At 59.1% G+C, this 22,734-nt stretch carries 21 protein-coding genes; 5 read left to right on the plus strand and 16 right to left on the minus strand.

Annotation, left to right across the window (positions count from 1 at the left end):
• Positions 1-9: 9 nt before the first annotated feature.
• Positions 10-474 carry a copper chaperone PCu(A)C gene (locus HYN24_RS06010; protein WP_117608407.1) on the plus strand — a complete coding sequence of 155 codons (465 nt, stop codon included), beginning with the start codon at positions 10-12 and terminating at the stop codon, positions 472-474.
• 105 nt (positions 475-579) lie between these two features.
• Here the strand turns inward: HYN24_RS06010 and HYN24_RS06015 are convergent, their stop codons facing one another.
• The 4 genes from HYN24_RS06015 to HYN24_RS06030 form a co-directional block, all read right to left on the minus strand.
• Positions 580-1,017 carry a bacteriohemerythrin gene (locus HYN24_RS06015; RefSeq protein WP_162888614.1) on the minus strand — a complete coding sequence of 146 codons (438 nt, stop codon included), beginning with the start codon at positions 1,015-1,017 and terminating at the stop codon, positions 580-582.
• Positions 1,010-2,746: a bifunctional diguanylate cyclase/phosphodiesterase gene (locus HYN24_RS06020; RefSeq protein WP_117608409.1), complete on the minus strand. Its 1,737-nt coding sequence runs from the start codon at positions 2,744-2,746 to the stop codon at positions 1,010-1,012. Before HYN24_RS06020 ends, HYN24_RS06015 begins: the two co-directional genes overlap by 8 nt.
• A gap of 126 nt (positions 2,747-2,872) precedes the next feature.
• The gene (locus HYN24_RS06025; RefSeq protein WP_117608410.1) at positions 2,873-3,406 is read right to left on the minus strand and encodes a response regulator transcription factor; all 534 of its coding nucleotides are present in this window, start codon (positions 3,404-3,406) and stop codon (positions 2,873-2,875) included.
• A complete protein-coding gene (locus HYN24_RS06030; RefSeq protein WP_117608411.1) occupies positions 3,403-4,662 on the minus strand; it encodes an ATP-binding protein in 1,260 nt (419 codons plus the stop codon). The genes HYN24_RS06025 and HYN24_RS06030 overlap by 4 nt, the downstream gene beginning before the upstream one ends.
• Positions 4,663-4,749: 87 nt before the next feature.
• Here HYN24_RS06030 and HYN24_RS06035 point away from each other — a divergent pair, with 87 nt between their 5' ends.
• Both HYN24_RS06035 and HYN24_RS06040 read left to right on the plus strand, forming a co-directional pair.
• Positions 4,750-5,412, plus strand: a complete 663-nt coding sequence (locus HYN24_RS06035) for a c-type cytochrome (protein WP_117608412.1) — start codon at positions 4,750-4,752, stop codon at positions 5,410-5,412.
• Positions 5,409-5,747, plus strand: a complete 339-nt coding sequence (locus tag HYN24_RS06040; protein WP_117608413.1) for a hypothetical protein — start codon at positions 5,409-5,411, stop codon at positions 5,745-5,747. The genes HYN24_RS06035 and HYN24_RS06040 overlap by 4 nt, the downstream gene beginning before the upstream one ends.
• On the opposite strand, the gene HYN24_RS06045 is transcribed toward HYN24_RS06040, so the two are convergent.
• From HYN24_RS06045 to HYN24_RS06080, 8 genes are all read right to left on the minus strand, one after another.
• Positions 5,739-6,299, minus strand: a complete 561-nt coding sequence (locus HYN24_RS06045) for an isoprenylcysteine carboxylmethyltransferase family protein (RefSeq protein WP_117608414.1) — start codon at positions 6,297-6,299, stop codon at positions 5,739-5,741. The two genes, HYN24_RS06040 and HYN24_RS06045, sit on opposite strands and share 9 nt — an antisense overlap.
• Complete coding sequence (locus tag HYN24_RS06050) at positions 6,292-7,596, minus strand: M18 family aminopeptidase (RefSeq protein WP_117608415.1); 1,305 nt, start codon at positions 7,594-7,596, stop codon at positions 6,292-6,294. Before HYN24_RS06050 ends, HYN24_RS06045 begins: the two co-directional genes overlap by 8 nt.
• Entirely contained in the window at positions 7,593-8,477 is an 885-nt protein-coding gene (locus HYN24_RS06055; protein WP_117608416.1) for a triacylglycerol lipase, read from the minus strand. The genes HYN24_RS06050 and HYN24_RS06055 overlap by 4 nt, the downstream gene beginning before the upstream one ends.
• Positions 8,478-8,484: 7 nt before the next feature.
• Positions 8,485-9,201: a DNA polymerase III subunit epsilon gene (gene dnaQ, locus HYN24_RS06060; protein WP_117608417.1), complete on the minus strand. Its 717-nt coding sequence runs from the start codon at positions 9,199-9,201 to the stop codon at positions 8,485-8,487.
• Positions 9,198-9,659: a ribonuclease HI gene (rnhA, locus tag HYN24_RS06065; protein WP_117608418.1), complete on the minus strand. Its 462-nt coding sequence runs from the start codon at positions 9,657-9,659 to the stop codon at positions 9,198-9,200. The genes dnaQ and rnhA overlap by 4 nt, the downstream gene beginning before the upstream one ends.
• Positions 9,646-10,365, minus strand: coding sequence for a class I SAM-dependent methyltransferase (locus HYN24_RS06070; protein WP_117610226.1), 720 nt, complete (start codon positions 10,363-10,365; stop codon positions 9,646-9,648). The genes rnhA and HYN24_RS06070 overlap by 14 nt, the downstream gene beginning before the upstream one ends.
• A 341-nt stretch (positions 10,366-10,706) precedes the next feature.
• Positions 10,707-11,933 (minus strand): HD domain-containing phosphohydrolase, encoded by a 1,227-nt coding sequence (locus tag HYN24_RS06075; RefSeq protein ID WP_117608419.1) that lies wholly within the window; start codon positions 11,931-11,933, stop codon positions 10,707-10,709.
• Between the two features lie 267 nt (positions 11,934-12,200).
• Positions 12,201-13,421, minus strand: coding sequence for a DUF1329 domain-containing protein (locus HYN24_RS06080; RefSeq protein ID WP_240327746.1), 1,221 nt, complete (start codon positions 13,419-13,421; stop codon positions 12,201-12,203).
• 478 nt (positions 13,422-13,899) lie between these two features.
• Here HYN24_RS06080 and HYN24_RS06085 point away from each other — a divergent pair, with 478 nt between their 5' ends.
• Positions 13,900-14,478, plus strand: a complete 579-nt coding sequence (locus HYN24_RS06085; RefSeq protein WP_162888615.1) for a hypothetical protein — start codon at positions 13,900-13,902, stop codon at positions 14,476-14,478.
• Positions 14,479-14,962: 484 nt separating this feature from the next.
• Here HYN24_RS06085 and HYN24_RS06090 read toward each other — a convergent pair whose 3' ends face one another.
• The 4 genes from HYN24_RS06090 to HYN24_RS06105 all read right to left on the minus strand — a co-directional run bounded on the left by HYN24_RS06090 (position 14,963) and on the right by HYN24_RS06105 (position 21,929).
• Positions 14,963-16,153 (minus strand): MFS transporter, encoded by a 1,191-nt coding sequence (locus HYN24_RS06090; protein ID WP_117608422.1) that lies wholly within the window; start codon positions 16,151-16,153, stop codon positions 14,963-14,965.
• 105 nt (positions 16,154-16,258) lie between these two features.
• A complete protein-coding gene (locus tag HYN24_RS06095) occupies positions 16,259-17,671 on the minus strand; it encodes an efflux transporter outer membrane subunit (protein ID WP_117608423.1) in 1,413 nt (470 codons plus the stop codon).
• A complete protein-coding gene (locus tag HYN24_RS06100) occupies positions 17,664-20,783 on the minus strand; it encodes an efflux RND transporter permease subunit (RefSeq protein ID WP_117608424.1) in 3,120 nt (1,039 codons plus the stop codon). The genes HYN24_RS06095 and HYN24_RS06100 overlap by 8 nt, the downstream gene beginning before the upstream one ends.
• A gap of 9 nt (positions 20,784-20,792) precedes the next feature.
• A complete protein-coding gene (locus tag HYN24_RS06105; protein WP_117608425.1) occupies positions 20,793-21,929 on the minus strand; it encodes an efflux RND transporter periplasmic adaptor subunit in 1,137 nt (378 codons plus the stop codon).
• A 137-nt stretch (positions 21,930-22,066) separates the two neighbouring features.
• On the opposite strand from HYN24_RS06105, the gene HYN24_RS06110 reads away from it, so the two are divergent.
• Positions 22,067-22,687 carry a TetR family transcriptional regulator gene (locus tag HYN24_RS06110; RefSeq protein ID WP_117610227.1) on the plus strand — a complete coding sequence of 207 codons (621 nt, stop codon included), beginning with the start codon at positions 22,067-22,069 and terminating at the stop codon, positions 22,685-22,687.
• Positions 22,688-22,734 lie beyond the last annotated feature (47 nt).

Raw genomic sequence — 22,734 nt, forward strand, 5'->3', positions numbered from 1 at the left:
GAAAGACGCATGAAGCACTTGTCCCTGCTCGCAGTTGGCCTGATGTTCTCGGCCGGCGTTCTGGCCGGCGTTGCCGACCAGATTTCGGTTCAGGACGCCTACGTCCGGCTGGCCCCCCCCAATGCACCGGCGACTGGCGCCTTCATGGTGATCAGGAACAATGGCGACAAGGACGCCAAGGTGCTCAGGGCAGATAACCCGGCCTCCAAAATTACCGAGCTTCATACCCATCTCAATGAAGGTGGCGTCATGAAAATGCGGCCGGTTGCCAGTATTGAGGTCAAGGCCAAGGGTGAAGCCGTGCTCAAGCCGGGCGGCCTGCACGTCATGATGATCGACCTCAAGGCAGCGATGAAGGAAGGCGATGTCGTGCCGATTACCCTGAGTTTCGATGATGGCAGCAGCAAGCAGGTGGATGCCCGGGTCGTCCGCCCGATGGCGGCTGGCATGCCGGCGATGGAGCACAAGCACTAAGGCTGGTGGTCGGGCGGTGTACCCGGCGAGGCTTGCCGAATGGGGGCTGCCGTTGGTGTAGCAACCAGTGACGCTCGATTGCTCGGAGCGAGTTGACCTGGTTGCTTAGGATGCTGCCTTTTTCTCCCTGAGAAAGGTGGCCAGTTTCTGGTCGGTATTCATGATGTGATTGACCAGCCAGCTGTTGAGAAAGCCGAGCAGGTCCTCGACTGAAACCGGGTGGCCGGCGCGCAGGGCATCGCGGACGGAGATCACCTGGGCAGAAAAATCGCGATGCTGCTTCTGGTGCAACTCGGCGTCGGCTGTGCTGGCCTCGGCATAGCCGAACTCAAGCATCATGTCCTCTTCGGTTTCGAAGTGATAGATGGCGTAGCCGAGAAGATCCTTGGTGATCTGCTCAATCAGCTTGAGGTCGGGAAATTCGCGCAGCTTGTGTTTGGCGTCATTGATGGCGCTCACGAGATAGCGATGCTGCCGGTCGATTTCCGGGATGCCGGTGACCAACTGGTCGGTCCATTCGATGTCAGCGAAAACGCTACTCATGCCTTGCTCCTGACGCATTGGAAGAAAAACTTGCCAGCCACTCTTCAAGTTCGGGCGCCAGCAATGGAGAGCTGATTTGATTGCCTTGCATGAAATCGCAAGAGAGTTGACTCAACACGCAGCGATGATCCTCGTTGGCAACACCGACCGCCGTGACGCTCAGACCGAACGCCTGACAAAGGCCGACGATACCCTCGACCAGACTGGCAGCGCTTCGGTCATAGGGCATGTCATTGATCAGGGTACGATAGATTTTCACGCCGTCAAGATCGAGGCTGCGCAATGATTTGAGGGCGGAGTCGCGAGCGCCGAATTGGTCGAGGTGAAAGTTTGCGCCCAACGCGCGGCAACTGCGGATGGCCGTTTGCGCCGACTCGAGGGCCTTGCCCGTCGTCGGTTCGGCGATGTCAAGGATCAGGCGGCCGGACGGCATGTCAGGCCAGGTTTCGGCAATCATCCGGGCGAGTGCGGCGGGAAAGCCGGGATGCTGCAGTTGCCGGGCAAAGAGATTGATGTTGACGTCCAGATCCAGGCCGCGCTGATGCCAGGCATGGCATTGCCGCAAGGCTTCGCGAATCACCCATTCGCCGAGTTCGAGAGCGGCGCTGTTGTCCTCGATGAGCGGAATGAACTCACCCGGCAGCAGGCAGCCAAGTACCGGATGGTTCCAGCGGATCAGCGCTTCAACGCCAACAATTCTGCCGCTCCTGACGTCGAGTGTGGGCTGGTATTGCAGCTCGAACTGCCCCGTTCGCATGGCGCGGGAAACCCGGAGCAAGGTGTCCTGGCGAGCTTCCAGGCGTTGTTCCATGCGCGCATCGAACATGCAGTAGCTGTTCTTGCCAGCCCGTTTGGCGGCGTACATGGCATGGTCGGCATGGCGGATCAGGGTTTCGCCATCGCTGTCGTCGTCGGGGAAAATGGTCACGCCAATACTGGCGCTGACCTGGATCTGCGCGCCGGCCACCGGTGTGCACGGCTCGGCAATCACCTTGAGCAATCGCTCGATGGTCTGGTAGCACTCATCTTCGCTGTCAATGACGGAAAGCAGTACGATGAATTCATCGCCACCAATGCGGGCGACGGTGTCGGCGCTGCGCAAGGAGGCCTGCATGCGCCGGGCGATTTCGATGAGCAGGGCATCGCCCGCATCGTGACCGAGACTGTCATTGACGTGTTTGAAACCGTCCAGGTCGATGAAGCAGATGGCCAGCAGGCTATCGGTTCGCCGGTTGGCGGCGATGATCTGTTCGAGCCGGTCCATTAGCAGCAGGCGGTTGGGAAGGCCGGTCAGGGCATCGAAGTGGGCGAATTGATGGACTTGTTCTCTGGCCTGGCTGGCGCAGGTGTAGTTGGTGATGATGGCGAGGTAGCCATGGTCGGAGCCGGACCAGGTCCCGGCATCGGCGATCGAGATCTGCTCAGTGTATGGCGATCCATCCGGCCGGCGCAGACTGATTTCACCGTTCCAGTAGCCGGTTGTACGGAGAGCGGTAGCTACGGCGCGGCACGTGGCCTCATCATGCTGACCGAAAAAACTGGCGAAAATATCCTGGCCGATCAGCGCATCGCCAGGGCAGGCAGCGATGGTACAGGCCAGGGCATTGGCTTCGCGAATCCGCAGATCCTTATCGAGGCACAGCAAGCCAACCTGGGCCAGATTGAACTTGTCGAGAAGCTGTCCCTGGGTCCCGGGTGGGTTTCTGCTGAGAAGGTGGTCACTATGCATTGATGACGGATGGTTCGAAGATATACCGCAGGCGCCATGTGAAAAGGATTTTCTGCCAGCATATCGGAAACCAGCCGTAAAAACTAACCATAAAGTACTAGCCCGGCCAAGCCGGGCGCGCTTGTCTCAGGTTTTGACCGGGCGCTTTGAAAGTTTGCGCTGCAGCGTACGGCGGTGCATTTTCAGGGCGCGTGCCGTGGCTGAAACATTGCCATCGTTTTCGTGGAGGACGCGCTGGATGTGTTCCCATTCAAGACGGTCGACTGACAGCGGCTCATCGGACGCGGGCAACTCGAAATCGGGGCCATCTTCATCGTCGAAGGCACTCAGGATGGCTTCTATTTCGACCGGTTTGGCCAGGTACTGGATGGCGCCGAGTTTCACCGCATCGACGGCTGTGGCAATGCTGGCGTAGCCGGTCAGGACAACGATGCGGCAGGCCGGGTTGATGGCAAGTAATTGTGGGATCAGGGCCAGCCCGGAACTGCCGTTGAGATTAAGATCGAGGACGATGCGTTCAGCCCCGGTTTCTCGCGCGGCAGCCAGGGCCGACGCGGGATCGAGCACGCCGTGGGCGGGATGGCCGTGTCGCTCAAGCGTGCGGACGAGGATGGCGTTGAAGCTCGGGTCATCGTCAATGATCAGTGTCGGTTCGTTCATGTCTTGGTCCGGGGCAGTTCAATGCGGGCGAGGGCGCCGCCGTCGTCGGGGTTGGCCAGGGTCAAGCTGCCACCCAGCTGCTCGACGGCGCTGCGGGTCAGCATCAGGCCGACGCCACTACCCCGTTCATGGGCGGGAAAGCTGGCTTGTCCACCGAGTTCAAGTACCTCGGGAGGAAAGCCGGGACCGTGGTCACGGATGTCGATGCTGAGGATTTCGGTACTCCAGCCCAGACGGATATCAAGCGGGCTGGCGGTAGCGTTGGCAGCATTGTTGAGCAGGTTGAGGACGGCTTGTTCGAGGCGTGGGTCGGCGACGATATCGGGGGCTGTCCCGTCGCTGGTGACGATCAGCCGGCTGCTCGCCTGCGGACGGGCCGCATGCCAATGCTGGCGTACCTCGGCGAGCCACTGGTCGGCAGCCTGCAGCGGCGAGTTTTCCAGACGTTCGGCGCCAGCCCGGCGTGAGAGGCCGGTGATGATCTGCTTGCAGACACCGATCTGCTGGCGCAGCAGGGCAATGTCCTCTTGGGCTGCCGGGCTTAGACCGGCTTCGTTGGCCAGTTCGCCGGCCAGCAGGGCCATCGTGCCGAGCGGCGTGCCAAGTTCATGCGCGGCACCGGCAGCGAGCGTTCCCATCGCCATGACGCGCTCATCGCGCAGCCCCTGTTCGCGGGCGGTGGCCAGTTCAGCATCGCGCTGGCGAATAATGCGGGTGGTGCGGACGATAACCCAGCCGATCATCACGGTAGAGACAACGAAAATCAGCCACATGCCGCCCAGGTGCAGGCGCGTCGCCCGGGTTGCATCGGCCATTGGCAAGGGGATGTAATAAACCATGAGCAGCGAATAGGCGGCGATGGTGATGGTGGTAATGGTCGCCACCCAGCGTCCCGGCAGCGTCAGGGCAGCGACCGCCACCGGTGGCAGAAGCAGCGAGACAAGGGGGTTGGCAGCGCCGCCACTGAGAAATACCACGGCGCTCAGGATCCCGACATCAAACAGCAGGTGGCTGAAAATTTCGCCTGTCGTGGCCGTGCGTGCGCTGGCCGTTCGCCATTGCGCCAGGCCATTGAACAGGCCGGCAATGGCGACAATACCCAGGAGCGGTGTCTGCGGGACGGGGATGTCGAGCAGGCCGGGTCCAACCAGAATGAGTTGCGCCAGGACGGCGAGCACCGCCCAGCGACCGAGGACGAGGCGGCGCAGGTTGGCCAGGTGGTCAGAGTTTGCGGTTGTGCTCAGGGTTATTGCCATGACCCGGATTATGCGTGATTTGTGTCAATTTTCAGTGGCTTGAGAGGTGCGACAATTCGTCGCATTGATCCTTGGGAGTTGGTCTGCATGCTGAAGGTATTTCGCTTTTCACTACTGCTGACGGTGCTCGTGCTGAACCTGCCGGCCAGCGCCGTCGACCTTGAAAAAGGCAAGGAAATCAACGGTACCTGCGCCGCCTGTCACAGCGATAACGGCCAGGGCGGCAAGAAAGGCGAATACCCGCGGATTGCGGGGCAGCAGGTTAAATACATCGAAACCCAGTTAAGGAATTTTCGCTCGCGGACGCGGGTCAATATCCCGATGTTTCCTTATACGCAGGAGCGTGAGCTGTCCGATGCCGACATCAAGGACATTGCCGCCTATCTCGCCGGTATCGAGCTGGATACCAAAATGCCGACCTATGTCGGCACCGAGGATGCGCTGACCCGCTTGCTGATGGCTGAAAAAGTGATGATCGTCCCCCGCGCCGAGGGCGATTTGACCAATGGCGGGAAAATCTACCAGAAACAGTGCGCCGCCTGTCATGGCAAGAGCGGCCGGGGGCGAGGCATGTTTCCGATGCTGGTCGGGCAATACACCCCGTATCTGCAGCGTCAGGTTGACCTCTATCTGAAGGGCGACCGGCCGCATGACGAGGAAGGTATGGTTGGCTTGCTCAATGCCCTCAATCTGCAGGATATCCAGGATGTTCTGGCTTATCTGACATCGATTCAGGAGCACGGCGAATGAAGCGTTCAAGCTTGATCGGGATGATGGTCCTGCTTATTCTTTCCTCGGCCTGGGGGCACGGTCATCCCGGACAGATCGACGACAGCATGCCCGATGCCCAGCGCATCCGTTTCTGCGAACGGGTGCGCGATCATGCCCTGCAGGCGTTCTACAACCGCGACAAGGGGCGGCCGATGAAGTTGTTTGATGAGGATGGCAGCGACGGGGCGCGCATTACCAATCACATCATCCGGCGCATCTACGAAGAGCCGCAGATTTCCAGCCCGAAAAAGGCTGAAACCTTTGGCCGTGCCACCTGCAACGAAATGATGGGGACGTCGGCTGCGTCAGAATAGAAAGGGGATGAAGCGTTTGGTGCGCTGGGCGTATTCGGCATAGACCGGACCAAAATAGGCCAGACATTCCTTTTCGTCTGTCCTGGCGGTGAGCCAAAGGAACAGGGTGGCCGCCCCGACGAGGATACTGCCGGTCAGTCCGGGGTCGAGCAGGTAAGTGCCCCAGGCCAGGGCCAGCAGCGAGCTGTACATGGGATGGCGGATATAGCCGAAGATGCCCGTCGAAACGAGTTGGGTCGTCTTCTCGAAAGCGTAGAAGGAGGGATCGTCACGCTGCCGGTCCGGGTGGCCCTGCCGATACAGCGTGAGGAGCCCGGTGAGGGCCAGGCCGATACTGATCAGGAGGAGCAGTGAAGCGACCTGCAGGTTGAGCGTTGTCAGCTCGCGGTCAAGAAACTGGCGATTCAGGACCAGCAGACCGAGTATGGCCTCCCACGCAAAGAAGCGATAGAAACCGTGGCTGCCAAGCCGGCTCAGCGGCTTTCGCGAGAGCCAGGCCAGCGTCGCCGTGCCGGCTGCCAGCGCCTGCGCGTCGGTTAGAAACTCAACCATCGAAGGCGCTGCTCAGGGCGGCGATCATGCAGCCGTGGTCGAGGACGCCGGCACTTTCGCGGACACTGTGCATGGCCCACATGGGCGAGCCGACATCCACGCTGGGGATGCCCAGGCGCGCGGCGACGATCGGGCCGATGGTGCTGCCGCAGCCGAGATCGGTGCGGTGGGCATACTGCTGGCAGGGCACGCCAGCCTTGGCGCAGATGGCCATGAAGCGGGCTGCTGTCTCGGCACTGGTGCTGTAGCGCTGGTTGGCATTGCTCTTGATGACCGGGCCGGCATTGACCAGCGCGTGGTGACAGGGTTCGTAGGCGGCGGGAAAGTTGGGGTGCCAGGCATGTGCCATGTCGGCGCTGATAAAAAAACTGCGGGCCAGCATTCGTTGCTGGTCTTCACTATCCAGGCTGGCACTGTTGGCCATCCGGTCAATGACATCGACGAGAAAACTGCCGCCGGCCCCGGTGGCGCTTTCGCTGCCGACTTCTTCGTGATCGAAAAAGGCGCACAGGCAGGTGGCGGCGGGCTGGTCGGTGGCGAGCAAGGCGCTCAGTGCAGCATGGCAGGAGGCCAGGTTGTCGAGCTGGCTGTTGGCGATGAACTCACTCTCAACACCCCACAGGACACCTTTTTGTGTGTCGTAGGCATTGAGTTCCCAGGTCAGCAGATCGTCTGCCTTAACACCAAGGCGGTCGGCGATGGGCTGACGGAAACGTGCTTCGGCCTTTGTGCCGTCTTCCGAAACACCGAGCAGTAAGGGCAGTTCGGTCTGCTTGTTGAATTTCAGGCCGCTTTCGTTAACCTCGCGATTCATGTGGATGGCGAGGTTGGGCAGGCGCAGCAACGGTTCGTCGAAGCGGATCAGACGGATCACGAAACCAGCGGGGGTGCGTACCGTGACGCGGCCAGCCAGCGACAGGTCGCGGTCGGCAAAGGTGGCGAGGATGGGACCGCCATAGACTTCGACGCCGAGGCGCACCATGCCGGCAGCATCGTCCGCCGGCTTCGGCTTGAGGCGCAGTCCGGGCGAGTCGGTATGAGCGCCGATCAGGCGCAGGCCGGTGGTTGCTGGTGGCTGGTTGCCGACGATGAAGGCAATGATCGAAGCGCCACCCCGTACGACGTAGTGGCGGCTACCGGGGATCAAGGTCCAACGCTCAGCTTCATCCAGTCGACTGAAGCCGGCTGCCGTGAGCCGTGTTTCACAAGTCTGGACGGCATGCCACGGGCTCGGGCTGGCATCGATGAAATCCAGGAGATCCTGCGCCTGGGCGCGGACAGCAGGGGATATTTTCATGGCGTCTTGGGGTTCAGCAAGTCAAGCAACAGTCGGGCAATGCGTTTATCGTAAAGCATCGCAATATGTCCGGCCACCGGCAGTTCGACATCACGTGCGCCGGGCAGGCGCTGGTTGTCCTGAGGCATGACGTAGTTGTCGTAAGGGTTGCGCAGGCTGATGGTGGGAACCCTCAAGGGTTCGGTCGCCATGTCGCGCAGCCACAGTGATCCCGGCGTCATTTCGCGGGAGTTCTGGCCCAGGCCAAGGCGGGAGAGCACGCTGCCGCTGTGTGGCGTGGCCAGGGTGAATAGTTGGTCAACCTTTTTGTTGCCGTGGCGAGCCAGGTAGGAGCGGCAGATCAGGCCACCCATACTGTGGGCGATCAGCGTCACCTGTTTGCTGCCGGTGGTGGCGCAGACTTCCTCGATACGCTGGTTGAGTTGCGGCACCAATTTGCCGAGGCTGGTGTAGGGCGGCGTCAGGCTAAGCGTGGCGACGCTGTGACCAGCTGCCTCCAGGCGGCGGCGCAGCAGCCACCAGACGCCGCGACTGCAGCCGAAACCATGCACCAGGAGAATAGGCTTGCGGCCCGGCGGAAGGCGGTCGGCCGGCATCCACAGCGGCTCGAAGGGGAGGACGAGGAGGAAGGTGAGGAGGAAGGCGAAATACTCGCCGGCCATCATCACAAAGCGCCGGCCGACGCCGAGCGCCGGGGCCGGCGAGGCGAATTTCATGGCAAACAGCCAGGTCGTGGCATTCATCCAGAAGCGCAGGCCGAGCAAGCAGTTGATCGCCCCGACAATGGCCAACGGCCATTCGAGGTGCAGGACCTGACGACCGAAAGCCACGTAAGCGGCCGTTTCGAGAGTAAGCCAGATAAGTAGGGAGATAGGGACCATGTCGGGCTCAGACCGCGTTGGCGTCGGGTTTGGCCAGCCATAGGCAGGCGCCTTTCGACTCCTTGTCGATGGCTTTCAGGACGCGTTCATGCTCGGCCAGTTCTTCGGGCGAGGCGCGCTGCACGGTGAGCGGCTTGCGCTGGCGAACCAGGCCGTCTGCCCCGAGGTTCGGGCGCGCTGCGGCGTCCGGTTCGATCATCAACGAGTTCTGCCCCCGCGTCATGGCGAGGAACACATCGGCCAGCAACTCTGTGTCAAGCAGGGCGCCGTGCAGGGTGCGGCTCGAGTTGTCGATCTCGTAGCGTTCGCACAGCGCGTCGAGGCTGTTGCGCTTGCCGGGGTGGAGATCCTTGGCCATGCGCAGGGTGTCGATCACCCCGTTGCAGATGGTGCCGACCGGCACGCGGCCGAGGCGGTCGAGTTCGGCATTCAGAAAGCCGATGTCGAAGGGCGCGTTATGGATGATCAGTTCGGCACCATTAATGAATTCGAGGAACTCATCGGCGATGTCGGCAAATTTTGGCTTGTCAGCAAGGAATTCGAGGGTGATCCCGTGTACGGCCTGGGCGCCTTCATCAATCTCGCGCTCGGGGTTGATGTATTTGTGCAGGTGGTGGCCGGTAAAGCGCCGATTCACCATCTCGATACAGGCAACTTCAATGATGCGGTGACCCGAGCGTGGGTCAAGGCCGGTGGTTTCGGTGTCGAGGACGATCTGTCTCATGCCGCTTCCCCGTTTCTCAATTCGTCAATGCCGCGATTGGCCAGGGCGTCGGCCCGTTCGTTTTCCGGATGCCCGGCGTGGCCCTTGACCCAGACCCATTCCAGCTTGTGCAATTTGACCTGGGCATCGAGCTGTTGCCAGAGGTCGGCATTCTTTACGGGCTTCTTGTCGGAAGTCTTCCAGCCGTTGCGTTTCCAGCCGTGAATCCACTCGTTGATACCCTTCAGCACATACTGCGAGTCGGTGTAGATCTTGCCGCCGATCGGACGCTTGAGCGCTTCGATGGCGCGGATTGCCGCGGTCAGTTCCATGCGGTTATTGGTCGTTTCCTTTTCGCCTCCCCACAACTCCTTTTCGTGCTGCCCGAGACGCAGGATAGCACCCCAGCCGCCTGGGCCGGGATTGCCCTTGCAGGCGCCATCGGTAAATATTTCGACGGTTTCTTCAGTGGCCTTCATTGGATTCCTTTTGAGCAATCGGGCGCAGCGCCTTGGCGCGCACCGACTTGTTACGCCAGTTGGGGGTGATCAGATGCATGCCATGGACGCGCTTAATGGCGCGCAGCACGTATACCCCACCAGCAAAATTCCACCAGCGGTTGCCGGCTGATTCGATGAATTGCAGACCTTGCAGCCATTTGAGTTGGTCGACCGGTGGCAGGTAGCAGCCCAGGGTGCCCCGGTCGACTTCGAAGCCAAGCAGCTTGAGCCAGTCCTTGAGGCGGTTGACCGAGAGAAAACTGCCGTTCCAGGGAAACTCGCCACTGCGGTCGAATTTGCGTTTGGCACCCCACAGTGAAATGGGATTGAAGCCGACGATGATGACCTGGCCCTCGGGAATCAGGATGCGCTCGACTTCGCGCAGGATCTGGTGCGGCTGGTCGCTGAATTCGAGGATATGGGGGAGCACGACCAGATCGGTGCTCAGCGAGGCGAACGGCAGGGCAGTGCAGTCACACTGCAGATCGATGGCACCGAACTCGCCGGCCTTGAGGCGCAGGGGAATCCGGTTGGCACGCAGAAAGTCGCCGTGGGGTAGCCCCAGTTGCAGGGCATGGAAGCCAAAAACGTCAGCCACGGCAGCGTCGAGCTGGCGCTGTTCCCAGTCCAGCACATAACGGCCGGGTGCCGTGGACAGCCAGGCATCGAGTCCGGGAATTGACATCCGGGGTGCTGCACTCGAGAGTTCCGGCATGGTTGAAATTTCGTTCATTCCTGCGTTGATTTGAAATGCCTTTTGCCGCAACGATTTTTGCGTTCGTTCAATATCCAGTTCAATAACCGGCGCCATAACGACCAGGCCAGTTCCGGGATTTTAACCGCTATCCATCCTGACCTTGGATCGGCGTAAATCTTCGCTGTTCTTCGCACTCATGGCCGAGGGTCGCGAGTGTATCAATGCCCCTGTCAGCCCGTCATCCGTCAAAGCAAAATCAAGCGGTCAGGGGGGGCGCAAAGGCTACGACCACGCGGCGGATCAGGCTGCTTGTGCCATCTTGCATACCGTCATTTGCTAAAGCCAACGGCCCAGCATTGTTCGAGGTTGGCTTCTACACTGGCCACGACCTCGGCATCGAGTTTTCCCTGTTCTACCTCTTCCTGCAGAATGTCGAGAATGTCCTTGGCCGGTAGCGGGCCGCGGTAGGGGCGGTGCTGCTCGAGCGCTTGAAAGACATCGGCAACAGCGATGATGCGGGCTTCGAGTGAGAGTTCGGCTTTCTGCAAATGATAGGGGTAACCCGAGCCATCAATCCGTTCGTGGTGCTGCGAGGCCCATTGAGCTACTTCTTCCAGGCCACTGATGTTTTTCAGGATATTAAAGGTATCGAAGCTGTGCCGACGAACGATGGCGTATTCCTCGGGTGTGAGCTTGCCGGGCTTGTCGAGATAGTTATCGGGGACCCGGAGTTTGCCCAGGTCGTGCAGCAGGCCGGCCAGTTCCAGAAGTTCGCAGGTCCGGGGCGAGAGGCCCATCTTTTCGCCGATGTAGCGGGCCAGGCGTGCTACAGCATCCGAGTGTCTTTGCGTGTAGGGACTTTTCGCGTCAACAATCACCGAGAAGACATGCATGAGACTGCGCAGATCGGAGAATTCAAGCTGCCCCTCGCTTTCGCAACCGACCCAGGTCGCCGCATAGCCAGCGACCTGCTCGCTTTCAAGGCGAAACCAGAAGGCTTCTGAACTGGCCAGTTCGAGAAAAACCTCGACCATCTCGGGATGGAACCATTCATTTTTGTGCTCGATGACCTGTCGGCAGGTGTCCCGCACACCGAGCAGAATGTTGGAGTTATCCTTGAGGTTACCCAGCGTCAGAATATCGATGCGGTCAGCGAGATAGATGCAACTGGCGTTAAGCCGGGTTTCTTCGGGGAGGTCTAGATCCTTGAGAACAGACCAATGGGTGTGATGGTGCAGGACGACATCGGCCAGCTTCGCTAGCTGCGGGCATTGACCAAGCAGGGCATGGCCGATGACGCAGTGTTCGTGTTCGTTTTCCCATTCCAGCTGAGCCAGGCGGGAATGGATGACGGTTTTCGAGACGCCGCAATCGTGCAGGATGGCCGCTTGAAAGAGGTCGTCCAGACGCCGCCCAGACCACCCCAGCTTTTTGCCGCATTCTGCTGCGATGTAGGCTACCCGCTTGCCGTGGTGAATATGCGTAACACCGACGAGATCGAGAGCATCTGACAAGGAGTAGATGGCTTGATGCAGATTGACGCGATAGGTCGACACAGGCTGGCCTCAGATTGGCAATTCGCTTAGTCGCAAACCTCTGCTTTTGCGAGATTCAAGGTGTTCAGAACCAAGCCTAGATAATAGCTGAGCTTTTCCATCAATTTCGTTTGCCCAAGGGTGAATTTCATGCGATCAGTCTTTCCTGCTGTCGCCCGGCCTGTTTGGCAAACGAGCGACAGCAAACTCCCTCATTGCTGACCGAACCCGATTGCCAACCGAACGGCGACATTGGCCGATGCGTTGTTGGCTAAGCAGCCAGCAGTCTTAATCCCCTCCGCGCAGGTTCTGTACCTGGAATAGCCCGTTTGGACTGAGCCCGGGTTGGGCCAGGGTCTTGAATTGGCCGGTCGAACAATGTTTGGCCTGGACGTCGATCATTGCGCCTGAGTCATTGAGGGGAACCCCGGTACCCTTGTTGCCCGGCAGATGGTGATCGGGATGCGATTTGCCGAGAATGGCGATTTTCCAGAGTTCGCCCTTGCGGTCATAAATCAGCGTGCGGGCAATGGCATAGGTTTGCGCATCGAAATAGAAAATACGCTTGCTGACAGGGTGGGCCGGCATGACCGGTTCGGCTTCAACGACATGAACCTTGCGCATCTGCCAGGCGATGTCGGGGAAACAGCCTCCTTGTCCGCTGAAATTCACATATTGAAAGCCGTCCGGATCCTTGAATTCATCGGAGAGTTTCAAGTCATTGTGGTTGTAGAAGGGCATCAATAACTGCCGGGTCTCCTTGTAGGTCCACTTCATTTCGGAGATCCGGGCGTTGTAGCCATCAAAATCTTCAATCATGACATCGGAACCGAGGAAAGCATCTGTCGTTTGACCCGTGGCCAGGCGACGGACCCGGCGCTGAAAGCCAAAATACATGTAGGCATCATCCTGCCTGGCATCGTCGTCAAAGCGCTGGATCAGGAGCTGGGTATTCTTGAAATCGGTCGGTTCGAAGACCTTCAGGTAGCTGGCCGCATAGATATTGGAAGGGTTGGGCGTGACGTCCGGTATGGGGCTGGCCGTCGTCCGATACTTGAATTTCAGGAAACGCACCTCAACCCGCAACAAGCGTTCAACCTGACCGCTCAGCAGATTGCGGTACTTCCACAGAATGGGCAGGATGGCGCCGCCATCACCGTGCGCGTAGCGAAAATTCCAGGCGATCTTTTCCCCGGCGCGCGGATCGCTTGTCTGAGGCTCTTCGGGGAAGGGGCGGCCACCGGTATAGCCAAGTATTTCGCCGGGTTTGTCTCCCAGCCGGGCCGGGGATTTTTTGGCTTCCCTTTCGGTGACCGCGATATAAGCCTTATCAACGTCGAAGGAGGTGCTTGGTGCCACCTTGATGTCGTACCAGCCGTTGCGCAGGGCGAGGATCATCCCCGCATCAAGAAACTCGCGATATTGGTCGACATTGGCTTTATTGATCACCGTGCCGGGGGCGACAGACGGGGCGCTTTCGCGGACCAAGGCAAAGCTGCGTTCAATCACGCTATCAGCCATTGCCGGTGCGGCGAATGGCAGTCCGAGCAGCCCAATTGGCAGTAAAAACGTCCCATTCAGATAACTGGCTCGTGATTGATTTGGCAATTTTTTCATGGTTTCGCTTGTCTTCGTTACATCCTCGAAGGATGCTTTGTTATTTAGGCAGGAAATCGAGACGATTGAATTCTTCGCCTTTTCCCGATTAATTGGTCTCTATTCTATGGCCAAGCTTAGGCGACCCAGTAAGCCGCCGTCCGCCCAGCCCCGAAAATTTCAACGTCTGTAATGCGGCGGGTATGTGATTGAGTACAACTGGCCAGGAGTAGCTGGTCAGGCATGAATTCCATATGCAGTCGTTCCCCAAGATTTGTCCCCATAGGGAGAAACTGAAAATGCGTTTTAGATAATGAAATTGCTATACTGCGTCATCGCTCAAGGGTCAGGATGTCTTGCAAATTTATGATTGGAACAGAGGAGTCTCGTTGTGAATAAAGTCAGACAAATTTCATCGTTAGTATCCATTTTGGCGTTGGCAAGCTTTTCGACACTCGTAAGTGCCGAAATTACTTCCATTGCCGGCGACTTTACTGAGGAACGGCAAAAGGCATGGATTGAGCTCGCTAAATCCATAACGTATGAGGCCAATTCGGAGACTCAAAGCATGTACTCCTATGTCAGTGGGCTGCAACGAGCCTGTGAGGGTGCAACTGGCAAAGTGATGGATATGCATGCCCCCAATTCAATTGCCATGCAAATTCTAGGGTTCTGCACGGCGGTGAAGGACATGGAGGCGGAAAGAAAGTTTAATGCCGATGGCAAGAAAAAATCATTTCTATCGGGAGCGCCAGCCTATTGTAGCGATCTCGACCAAGGCATTCGTCATTTCGAGTCCATGCCTAACACGGCAGACTATGCTCTAATTTACCCAGCCGCACAGGAATTAGCTGTGGCTGCAAAAAAGATCAAAACAAAAGAATTCACATTTACCCCAGACTACAAGGGCGTTGCGTCTTTTGTTGGCATGGATATGCGCCCCAAGCCCGTTGTCGTTAAATGCAACTAAGCTCGATAGACGGGCGTGCTAGCGACAGAAATTAAACACAATCCGGAGCGTATGCTTGTGGAGGACAGGCTGAGATTGCCACGGTCCGCTTCGGAGCAGTCCGGTTGGCTGAACCTAAGTTTGGCTCACTGGACTGGTTTGAAGGACGGCGGATGGCAGCAAAGGGCACGGAGTACTCATTGAATGAATGACCAAGCTGACGTCGCGACCTCTCAGGGCTGAATGGCGGGTAAGTGCCGGATGCTGCCCGATTGATCGGCCGTTATGGCCGATCAACTGCCTATTGCAGAGGACATCAGATAACAATTCGGTGGTAAGCAGTCCCTCGACAGTTGTTCTGCGTTTTAGGTAAGTGGTTGACTCACGTTGAATCTCTCTCGAGGACTCATTCGGTTGGCCGGGTCGGTTTATTCTTCTTGTGCAGTCTCTGGGGGGCATCGACCGGGTGTATCCAAGCCGATCCTCCTCGAAACCGGTAGTAACGTTATTGCGGCTTATTTCTAAGCAGGCGGGAAAATACGATGCCAATAAGCGGCATCAGTACGGTGGCTGCGATGAATAGCGCAAATGCTCCCTGCGTTGCCAGCAGCTTCGCTGCAAGTATTACACCCAGTGATTGCCCGAGAAAAAATGATGAAGCGAACAACGACACCGATGTTCCTCTGACCTGCGGTGCCATTTGTGTCGCGTTGGTTTGTAGCGTGTTGTGCAGCATGTAAAAGCCCAGGCCGGCCAGATAGGCTGCAGCCGTGGCAAAGGCCCAGGTTGGGCCAAATGCGAGCAATGCCCAGGCGCTGGCAATGAGCACCCCGCCGAGGAGCGCCAGCCCTTTTTCGCCCAGTCGGCGGACGAAATATTTTGCGTAGGCAATATATGAAAAGCCGCCCACCCCAAACAACCCAACCAGTGCGCCAGACATCGACAGCGTCAGTTCAAAGCGTTCGTGAAGGTATGTTGGCACGAAGGCGAGGGCACCAAAAACGGTCATCCCTTCCAAGAATACAACGGCAATGATAACGCGAGCCCAGGGAGTGCCCAACACAATCGATGCTTGTGCAATAAGGCCACGCCCTGTCGAGCTAGGTGTTGATTGGTGGTGCGTTGACGGATTGCGATGGGATTCGAGCAATACAAATATTCCGACCAGAAAATACACCAAGCAAAGGAAGGCGAATGCCCAGCGCCAGCCCAATGTATCGGCAAAGAAACCTCCGATGAATTGGCCGCCGATGACCCCGAGTATTTGTCCGCCGAGAAAGCGAGCCAGAGTCGGCTGTCGTTCTTCATAGGGAACGGTATCCCCTATCCATGCCATCGACAAAGGAATGATTCCAGCCGCGGTTGCGCCGGTGAGTATGCGCGAGAGAACCAATAAATCCAGTGAGCTGGCCAGCGCTGCCCCCAATGAGCCGACTGTGCAGGCAAGTGTGGTGAATGCAATAAGGCGATATTTGCCGATCCGATCCCCTAGCGGGCCGAAGATCGCCTGTAGCAGCCCATAGGCTACCGAGAAGCCTGAGACGACATGCGCAACCTCTGTGGAGGATGCGGAGAATGCGTGTGCCAAGTCAGGCAGCATTGGGTCACATAATCGCGCAGATGCAGCACTGGCAAATGCGGCAATCGATAAAAGAAGAATTGCGCGGGCATGTTGCTGCGTTTGAACTGCAGTCAAATCGTTGTCCTTCTATCGGTTTTTGTCTGCTCAATAGGTCACGGATAATCTTGGCGTATGAGACCTACAACAAGGTCCCTGAGATAAATGTGTGAGTCTCACAAGTTAGCTGGACACCCAGCCACCGCCGAGGGCCTTGAAGAGATCGACCGCAGCGCCCAGGCGGCTCTTGCGGCTAGCCAGATACTGTAATTGAGCGCCGTTCAACGTGCGTTGGGCATCAAGCAGGTCCATGTAGCCAGAATAGCCTGCCGCATAACGCTTCTGAGCCAGATCAAGTGCCCGTTGCGCCGCCTCAACCTGAGCCGAAGTCGCGGCTTCCTCTTCGCTATATTCTCGCAGTCCGACGATTGCGTCGTTCACCTCCTTGAAGGCGGTCTGCACGGTCTTCCGGTAATTAGCCAGTGTTTCCTTTTGCGCTGCCGTGGCCTGATCAATCCGGGCACCCGTGCGACCAGCATCGAAGACCGGCATGGCGAGGCCGATGGCGGCTGACCATATGCCGGCACCACCTGAGAACAGGTTGGAGAGCGCCATGCTTTCACTGCCGAATAAGCCGGTCAGGCTGATGGTCGGATAATAGGCCGCCTTGGCGACACCGATACGTGCGTTCGCGGCGACCAGCTTTTCTTCGGCCTGGCGGATGTCGGGACGGGCTTCGAGTAAAGCGGACGGCAGACCGGCCGGTGGTGTTGGCGGCAGTGGTAGTTTATCGAGGCTGGACGGGCTGATCCTTAGGCCGGGCTGGCCGCTGAGTAGGCCAATCTGGTTTTCGGACAGGGCGCGCAGGCGCTGCAACTGGCTCCACTGTGCCTGGGCGCCATTCAGCGCACTATCGGCCTGAGCCAGTTCGAGGCCCGAGGCGGTGCCGGCATGCAGACGGGCCTCGACGATTTTCCGGGCTTGCCGACGGGATTCAAGCGTCTGTGCCGTGACCTCGATCTGGCCGTCCAGACTGCGCAAATTGAGGTATTCGTTGGTCACCTGACCGATCAGCGTGAGGCGCAGGCTGTCCCGACCGAAGCGACTAGCCAGCACGTCGCTGCGAGCCGCTTCGTTATTGCGGCGAAGGCGACCCCAGAGATCAATCTCGTAGCTCAGCGACAAGGCCGCTCGGGAATTGTCGTAGGTGGCGCTGCCAATTTTTTTACCGTTGAAGGTTTCGCCGCTGGTTTTGCTGCGCGCAGTGCTGGCCTCAAGGCCAAGGCGCGGCGCATAGTCGGCGCCAGCCTCACGGGCTGCTGCTTCGGACGCTTCAAGGCGGGCAATGGCCGCTTGCAGATCCTGGTTTGCGGCCAGGGTCTGCTCGATCAGTGCATTGAGGTCGGTATCGCCGAACAGTGTCCACCAGGCCGGATTGATGGCCGCTTCGACGCTGGCGTCAGCTGAAGCAGATAGCGGCAGGGTCGACGTCGGGCGAACATAGTCGGGTCCGACGGCGCAGCCACTCAGGACGAGTGCGGCGGATAGCCCCAGCGCAAGGTGAATTTTTGTGTGCTTGATGAGTGGCTTAGGCATCTTGATTCTCCTCCGTCGAGGCGGTCGGCTCTGCTTGCTTGCCGTGCTCCACCCACTGGAAAAAGAGCGGAATGAAAATGGTGGCGATGAAGGTCGCCGCGATCATCCCGGCGAAAACGCCGGTACCCATTGACTGCCGGGCCGAGGCGCCAGCGCCGGAAGCCTTGACCAAGGGGAAGACGCCGAGCACGAAGGCGAGCGAGGTCATGATGATCGGACGCAGGCGAAGGCGGGCGGCTTCCAGGGCGGCCTCGGTGATGGTCTTGCCTTCATCGTATTTTTGCGCCGCGAACTCGACGATCAGGATGGCGTTTTTCGAGGCCAGGCCAATCAATACGACAAGGCCGATCTGAAAGTAGATGTCATTCGGCATGCCGCGCAGCCAGACCCCGGTCAGCGCCCCCATCAGGGCAAAGGGAACAGCCATGATGACGGCCACCGGCAGCGACCACTTCTCGTACTGGGCGGCGAGGATCAGGAAGACCATGATGATGGCGAAGACGAAGGCCTGCAGCGACGAGCCGGAGGCGCGTTTTTCCTGGAAGGCCTGGCCGGTCCACGAAATTTCGTAGCCATTGGGCAGTGTGGCGGCGGCCACTTCCTCGACGATCTTGATGGCGTCGCCCGAGCTGATGCCGGGCTTGCTGTCGCCCATGATCTTGGCGGCGACAAAGCCGTTGAAGCGCTCGACCTGTTCCGGCCCGACAATGTTCCTGACCGTACTGACTGCCGACAGCGGAATCATGGCCTTGGTCGTCGTACTGCGGACATAGACTTTGCCAAGATCGTCCGGCTTCATCCGGTAGCTGGCTTCGGCCTGCAACTGCACACGGTAGACGCGCCCCGCCTTGTTGAAGTCATTGACGTAGAGCGCCCCCATGGTGCTTTGCAGGGTCTGGTAAATCTCGTTGAGCGGGATGCCGAGAGCCAGCGCCTTCGCTTCATCGACCTCGACGAACAGTTGCGGCACGGTTGGCCGGAAGAAAGTGCTGATGCGGGTGAACTCGGTGCGCTTCTGCAGTTCGGTGATCAATTGCTGGGTGATTTCGTTGAGCTTCTTGCTGTCGCCATCGATGCGGTTCTGCAGGTACACCTCGAAACCGCCTGCCGTGCCCAGACCCATGATGGGCGGCGGGTTGAAAACCAATGCCATGCCATCCGGCTGCATCATGCCCATGCCCATGAACTTGCCGGCCAGGTCCTGCGCCTTGGCATCGCGCTCACTCCAGTCCTTGAGTGGAATGAAGATGGTGCCGGCGTTGGGTTTGTTGCCACCGCCAATGAGGTCGAAGCCGGCAACGACGAAGGTGTGAGCCACCGCCGGATCGTTGGCAACCATCTGGCGCATGCTTTCGCCGGTTTTCTCGGTGCGCTTCAGCGTTGCGCCATCGGGCAGCATTAGCGCCGAGATCAGGTAGCCCTGGTCTTCAGCCGGCACGAAGCTGCCGGGAATGAAGCGAAAGAAGGCGACGGTCGCGGCAATGACCAGTGCAAAAATGATGCCGCCGATAACTCCGTGCTTGAGGGTCAGGCCGACGGTGCTGACGTAGGAACGGGTAAATCGCTCGAATAGCCGGTTGAACGGGATGAACAGTTTGTGTTCGGTGTGCTGGGCCTTGAGCAGCAGGGCGCAGAGCGCCGGCGTCAGCGTCAGGGCGACGACACCGGAGAGGACGACGGCGACAGCGACCGTGACCGCAAATTGTTTGTAGAGCTGGCCGGCAATGCCGCCGAGGAAGGCAACCGGAATGAAGACCGAGCAAAGAACCAGAACGATGGCGATCAGCGCGCCCTGAACCTGCTGCATGGCCTTGATCGCAGCGTCTCGCGGCGACAGCTTTTCTTCGGCCATCAGTCGTTCGACGTTTTCCAGGACGACAATGGCGTCATCGACGACGATGCCGATCGCCAGCACCATGGCGAACAGCGTCAGGGTGTTGATCGAGAAACCGAACAGCCAGAGGCCGGCGAAGGTGCCGATCAGTGAAATCGGTACGGCGACCATCGGGATCAGCGTGGCGCGCCAGCTTTGCAGAAAAATATAGACGACGGCGAGGACCAGGATCATCGCCTCGATGAGCGTCTTGACGACTTCATGGATGGAGGCGGAAACGAAACGCGTCGTGTCGAAGGGGATGACGTAGCCCATGCCTTCCGGCATTTTCTTCTTCAGTTCCTCCATCCTGACGCGCACTTTTTCGGCAACGTCCAGCGCATTGGCACCCGTCTGCAGGAAGACGCCCATGGCGATGGTCGGCTGCCCATCGAGTGTCACGCTCTGGTCGTAGCTGTAGGCACCCAGCTCGAGGCGAGCAACATCCCGGAGGCGGAGTGTGCCCCCGGGCCCGCTGGAACGGATCACGATGTTGCCGAATTCCTCTGGCGTCAGCAGGCGCCCCTTGGCGGTCACGGTGTAGACCAGCATCTGGTCGGCCGGGGCTGGCTCCTGACCGATCTTGCCGGCCGCATTCTGGGCATTCTGGGCGCGGATGGCATCGGCAATATCGCTGATCGTCAGGCCAAGCTGGGCCATGCGGTCCGGTTTCAGCCAGACGCGCATCGAGTAATCCTGGGCGCCGAAAATGGTGACGTCGCCGACACCCTTGACCCGCTTCAGCTCGTCGGCAATGTTCAGGCTGGCGTAATTGGAGAGGAAGAGCGTGTTGTAGCGGCCTTTCTCGGAATCGAGCGCTACGACCTGCAGGATGTCGTTGGAGCGCTTCTGGACGATCACACCGTTGTTGCGTACCTCGGCCGGGAGACGGGGTTCGGCGGCCTTGACGCGGTTATTGACGTTGACTGCAGCGACGTCGACATTGGTGCCGACATCGAAGGTGGCGGTGATGGTGATGGCGCCGTTGGCCGATGCCGAGGACGTGAAATAGGACAGATTCTCGACCCCGTTCAACTGCTCCTCGATCGGGGCAGCGACCGTCTTGGCCAGCGTTTCGGCCGACGCGCCCGGGTAATTGGCAGTGATCAGGACAGTGGGCGGGGCGATCTGCGGGTATTGCGCGATGGGCAGCACCTGCGAGGCGACCAGGCCGGCAATGATGATAATGATCGAAATGACCGAGGCGAAAATCGGCCGGTTGATGAAGAATTTCGACATGGCCGCTCCTTAAGCCTTCGGGGCCGGCTTGGCAGCTGGCTCGGCTCCGGGCACAGCAGGCGGATGCGGAGCGACCGGAGCACCCGGACGCAGCTTCATGAGATTGTCGATGATGACCTTGTCACCGGCCTTGAGGCCGCCCAGGATGACCCAGTCCTTGCCGCGCCATTCGCCGGCCTGCACGGCGCGCGGCGTCACCTTGTCGCCTTCGCCGGCAAGCATGACGAGCGGCCCCTGCTCGGACTGCACGACGGCTGATTGTGGCACCAGGAAAACGCCGTCGCGCGCCCCGGTGAGCAGGCGGATGCGGACGAACTGGCCGGGCAAAAGCTGGTTGTCGTTGTTGTCGAACTCGGCACGCAAGGCCTGGGTGCCAAGCGTCGTATCGATGTTGCCGGCGAGGAAGTTGAGCTTGCCGGTCTTGGGATAAACCGTGCCATTGGCCAGGATCAGTTCGACGCCGCTGATGTTTTTGCTGGTCACCCGGCCACCGGCCAGCTTGGCCAGGTCGCTGTCGCCGAGGCTGAAACGGACCCAGATCGGATTGCTTTGATAGATTGATGTGAGCAGGCTGTCGGCACCGGCCGTGATCAGATTGCCTTCAGACTTCGCGGCACGGCCGGTCGTGCCGGAAACCGGCGCGGTAACGGTTGTCCACGATAGGTTAAGCTCGGCCTGGCGGAGCGTAGCCAGGGCAATGGCGTTGGCCGAAGTGGCGTCGTCGTATTCCTTCTGGCTGATGGCCTTGGCTTCAATCAGGCTCTTCAGGCGATTCATTTCGCGGCTGGTTTGTTCAGCCTTGGCCCTGGCTTCGGCCAGGGCAATTTCATAACTGGAGCGGTCGATCTGGAACAGTGGCTGACCTGCCTTGACGGTTTCGCCTTCCTGGTAGAGGCGCTTGATCAGGATGCCGCCAACACGCGCCCGGACTTCGGTTTCACGGGCGCCTTCGGTTTGTGCCATGACTTCAATGGACGACGGGACGCGCTGCGGCTGCACGTCGAGCACCGTGACCGGCATGGGGCCCATGGCGGGCGGGCCGGCCGGCTTGGTGTCCGAGCAACCAGCGAGCAGGGTGGTGCCCAGTACGGCCGCGCCCAGCAGAATGGAAATCGTTTTGCGCTCAGGCAGGGTTCCGGAATTCATGGGCTTGCTCCAAAAAGTGAAATGTTTGGGCTATTATATACAAACACGAATGTATGTAAAAGATTTTGGGCGATCGGACCAATGGCTTAACATGGACAGTGGCAAGGGCAAAAAATGCCAAGCCCGGAGAGATCAAAGTGGTCAGAAAAACCAAGGAAGACGCGGAAAAAACCCGTCAGGACATTATCGAATCAGCCCGCGCGGTGTTTCACCAGTGCGGCGTCAGCCGTTCGACACTGGAAAAGATCGCCAAGGAAGCGGGCGTAACCCGCGGGGCGATCTATTGGCATTTCAAGGACAAGGCGGAGTTGTTTTTTGCCATGCGCGAGGATGTCTTTGCGCCTATGGTCGAGCGGACCGATGCCCTGCTGCTCTCGGACGTTTACGATAACCCGCTCGATGCCATCGAAGCCTCGCTCAAGGAATTTTTTCGCGTTCTCGACGATTGCCCGGTGGTGCGCGAAGTCTTCGAGATCATGATTTCGCGCTGCGAATATGTCGATGAATTCGCCGCCGTTCAGGAGGAGGCCGGTCGCCCGGCCTACGAATTTCTGGAAAAAATGGAACGCGTCTACGGCAAGGCGGCGGATAAAAATGTATTGCGACGCGGGCTTGATCCAGAAGCCGCTGCCCGGGATACCTGGGCCTTCACCAGTGGCCTGCTGCACCTGATGCTCGGCTGCCAAAAGGGCTCCGATCTTGACCGGCGGATTCCTGCAATGATCGCTTCGCACATGGCGCTGCGGCGTCTCGGCTGATCGCCATGCCGGGAGATGACTGTTTTTTCAGGCTTGGATCGTAACTT

The organism is Dechloromonas sp. HYN0024, from assembly GCF_003441615.1.
Taxonomy (GTDB): Bacteria; Pseudomonadota; Gammaproteobacteria; order Burkholderiales; family Rhodocyclaceae; genus Azonexus.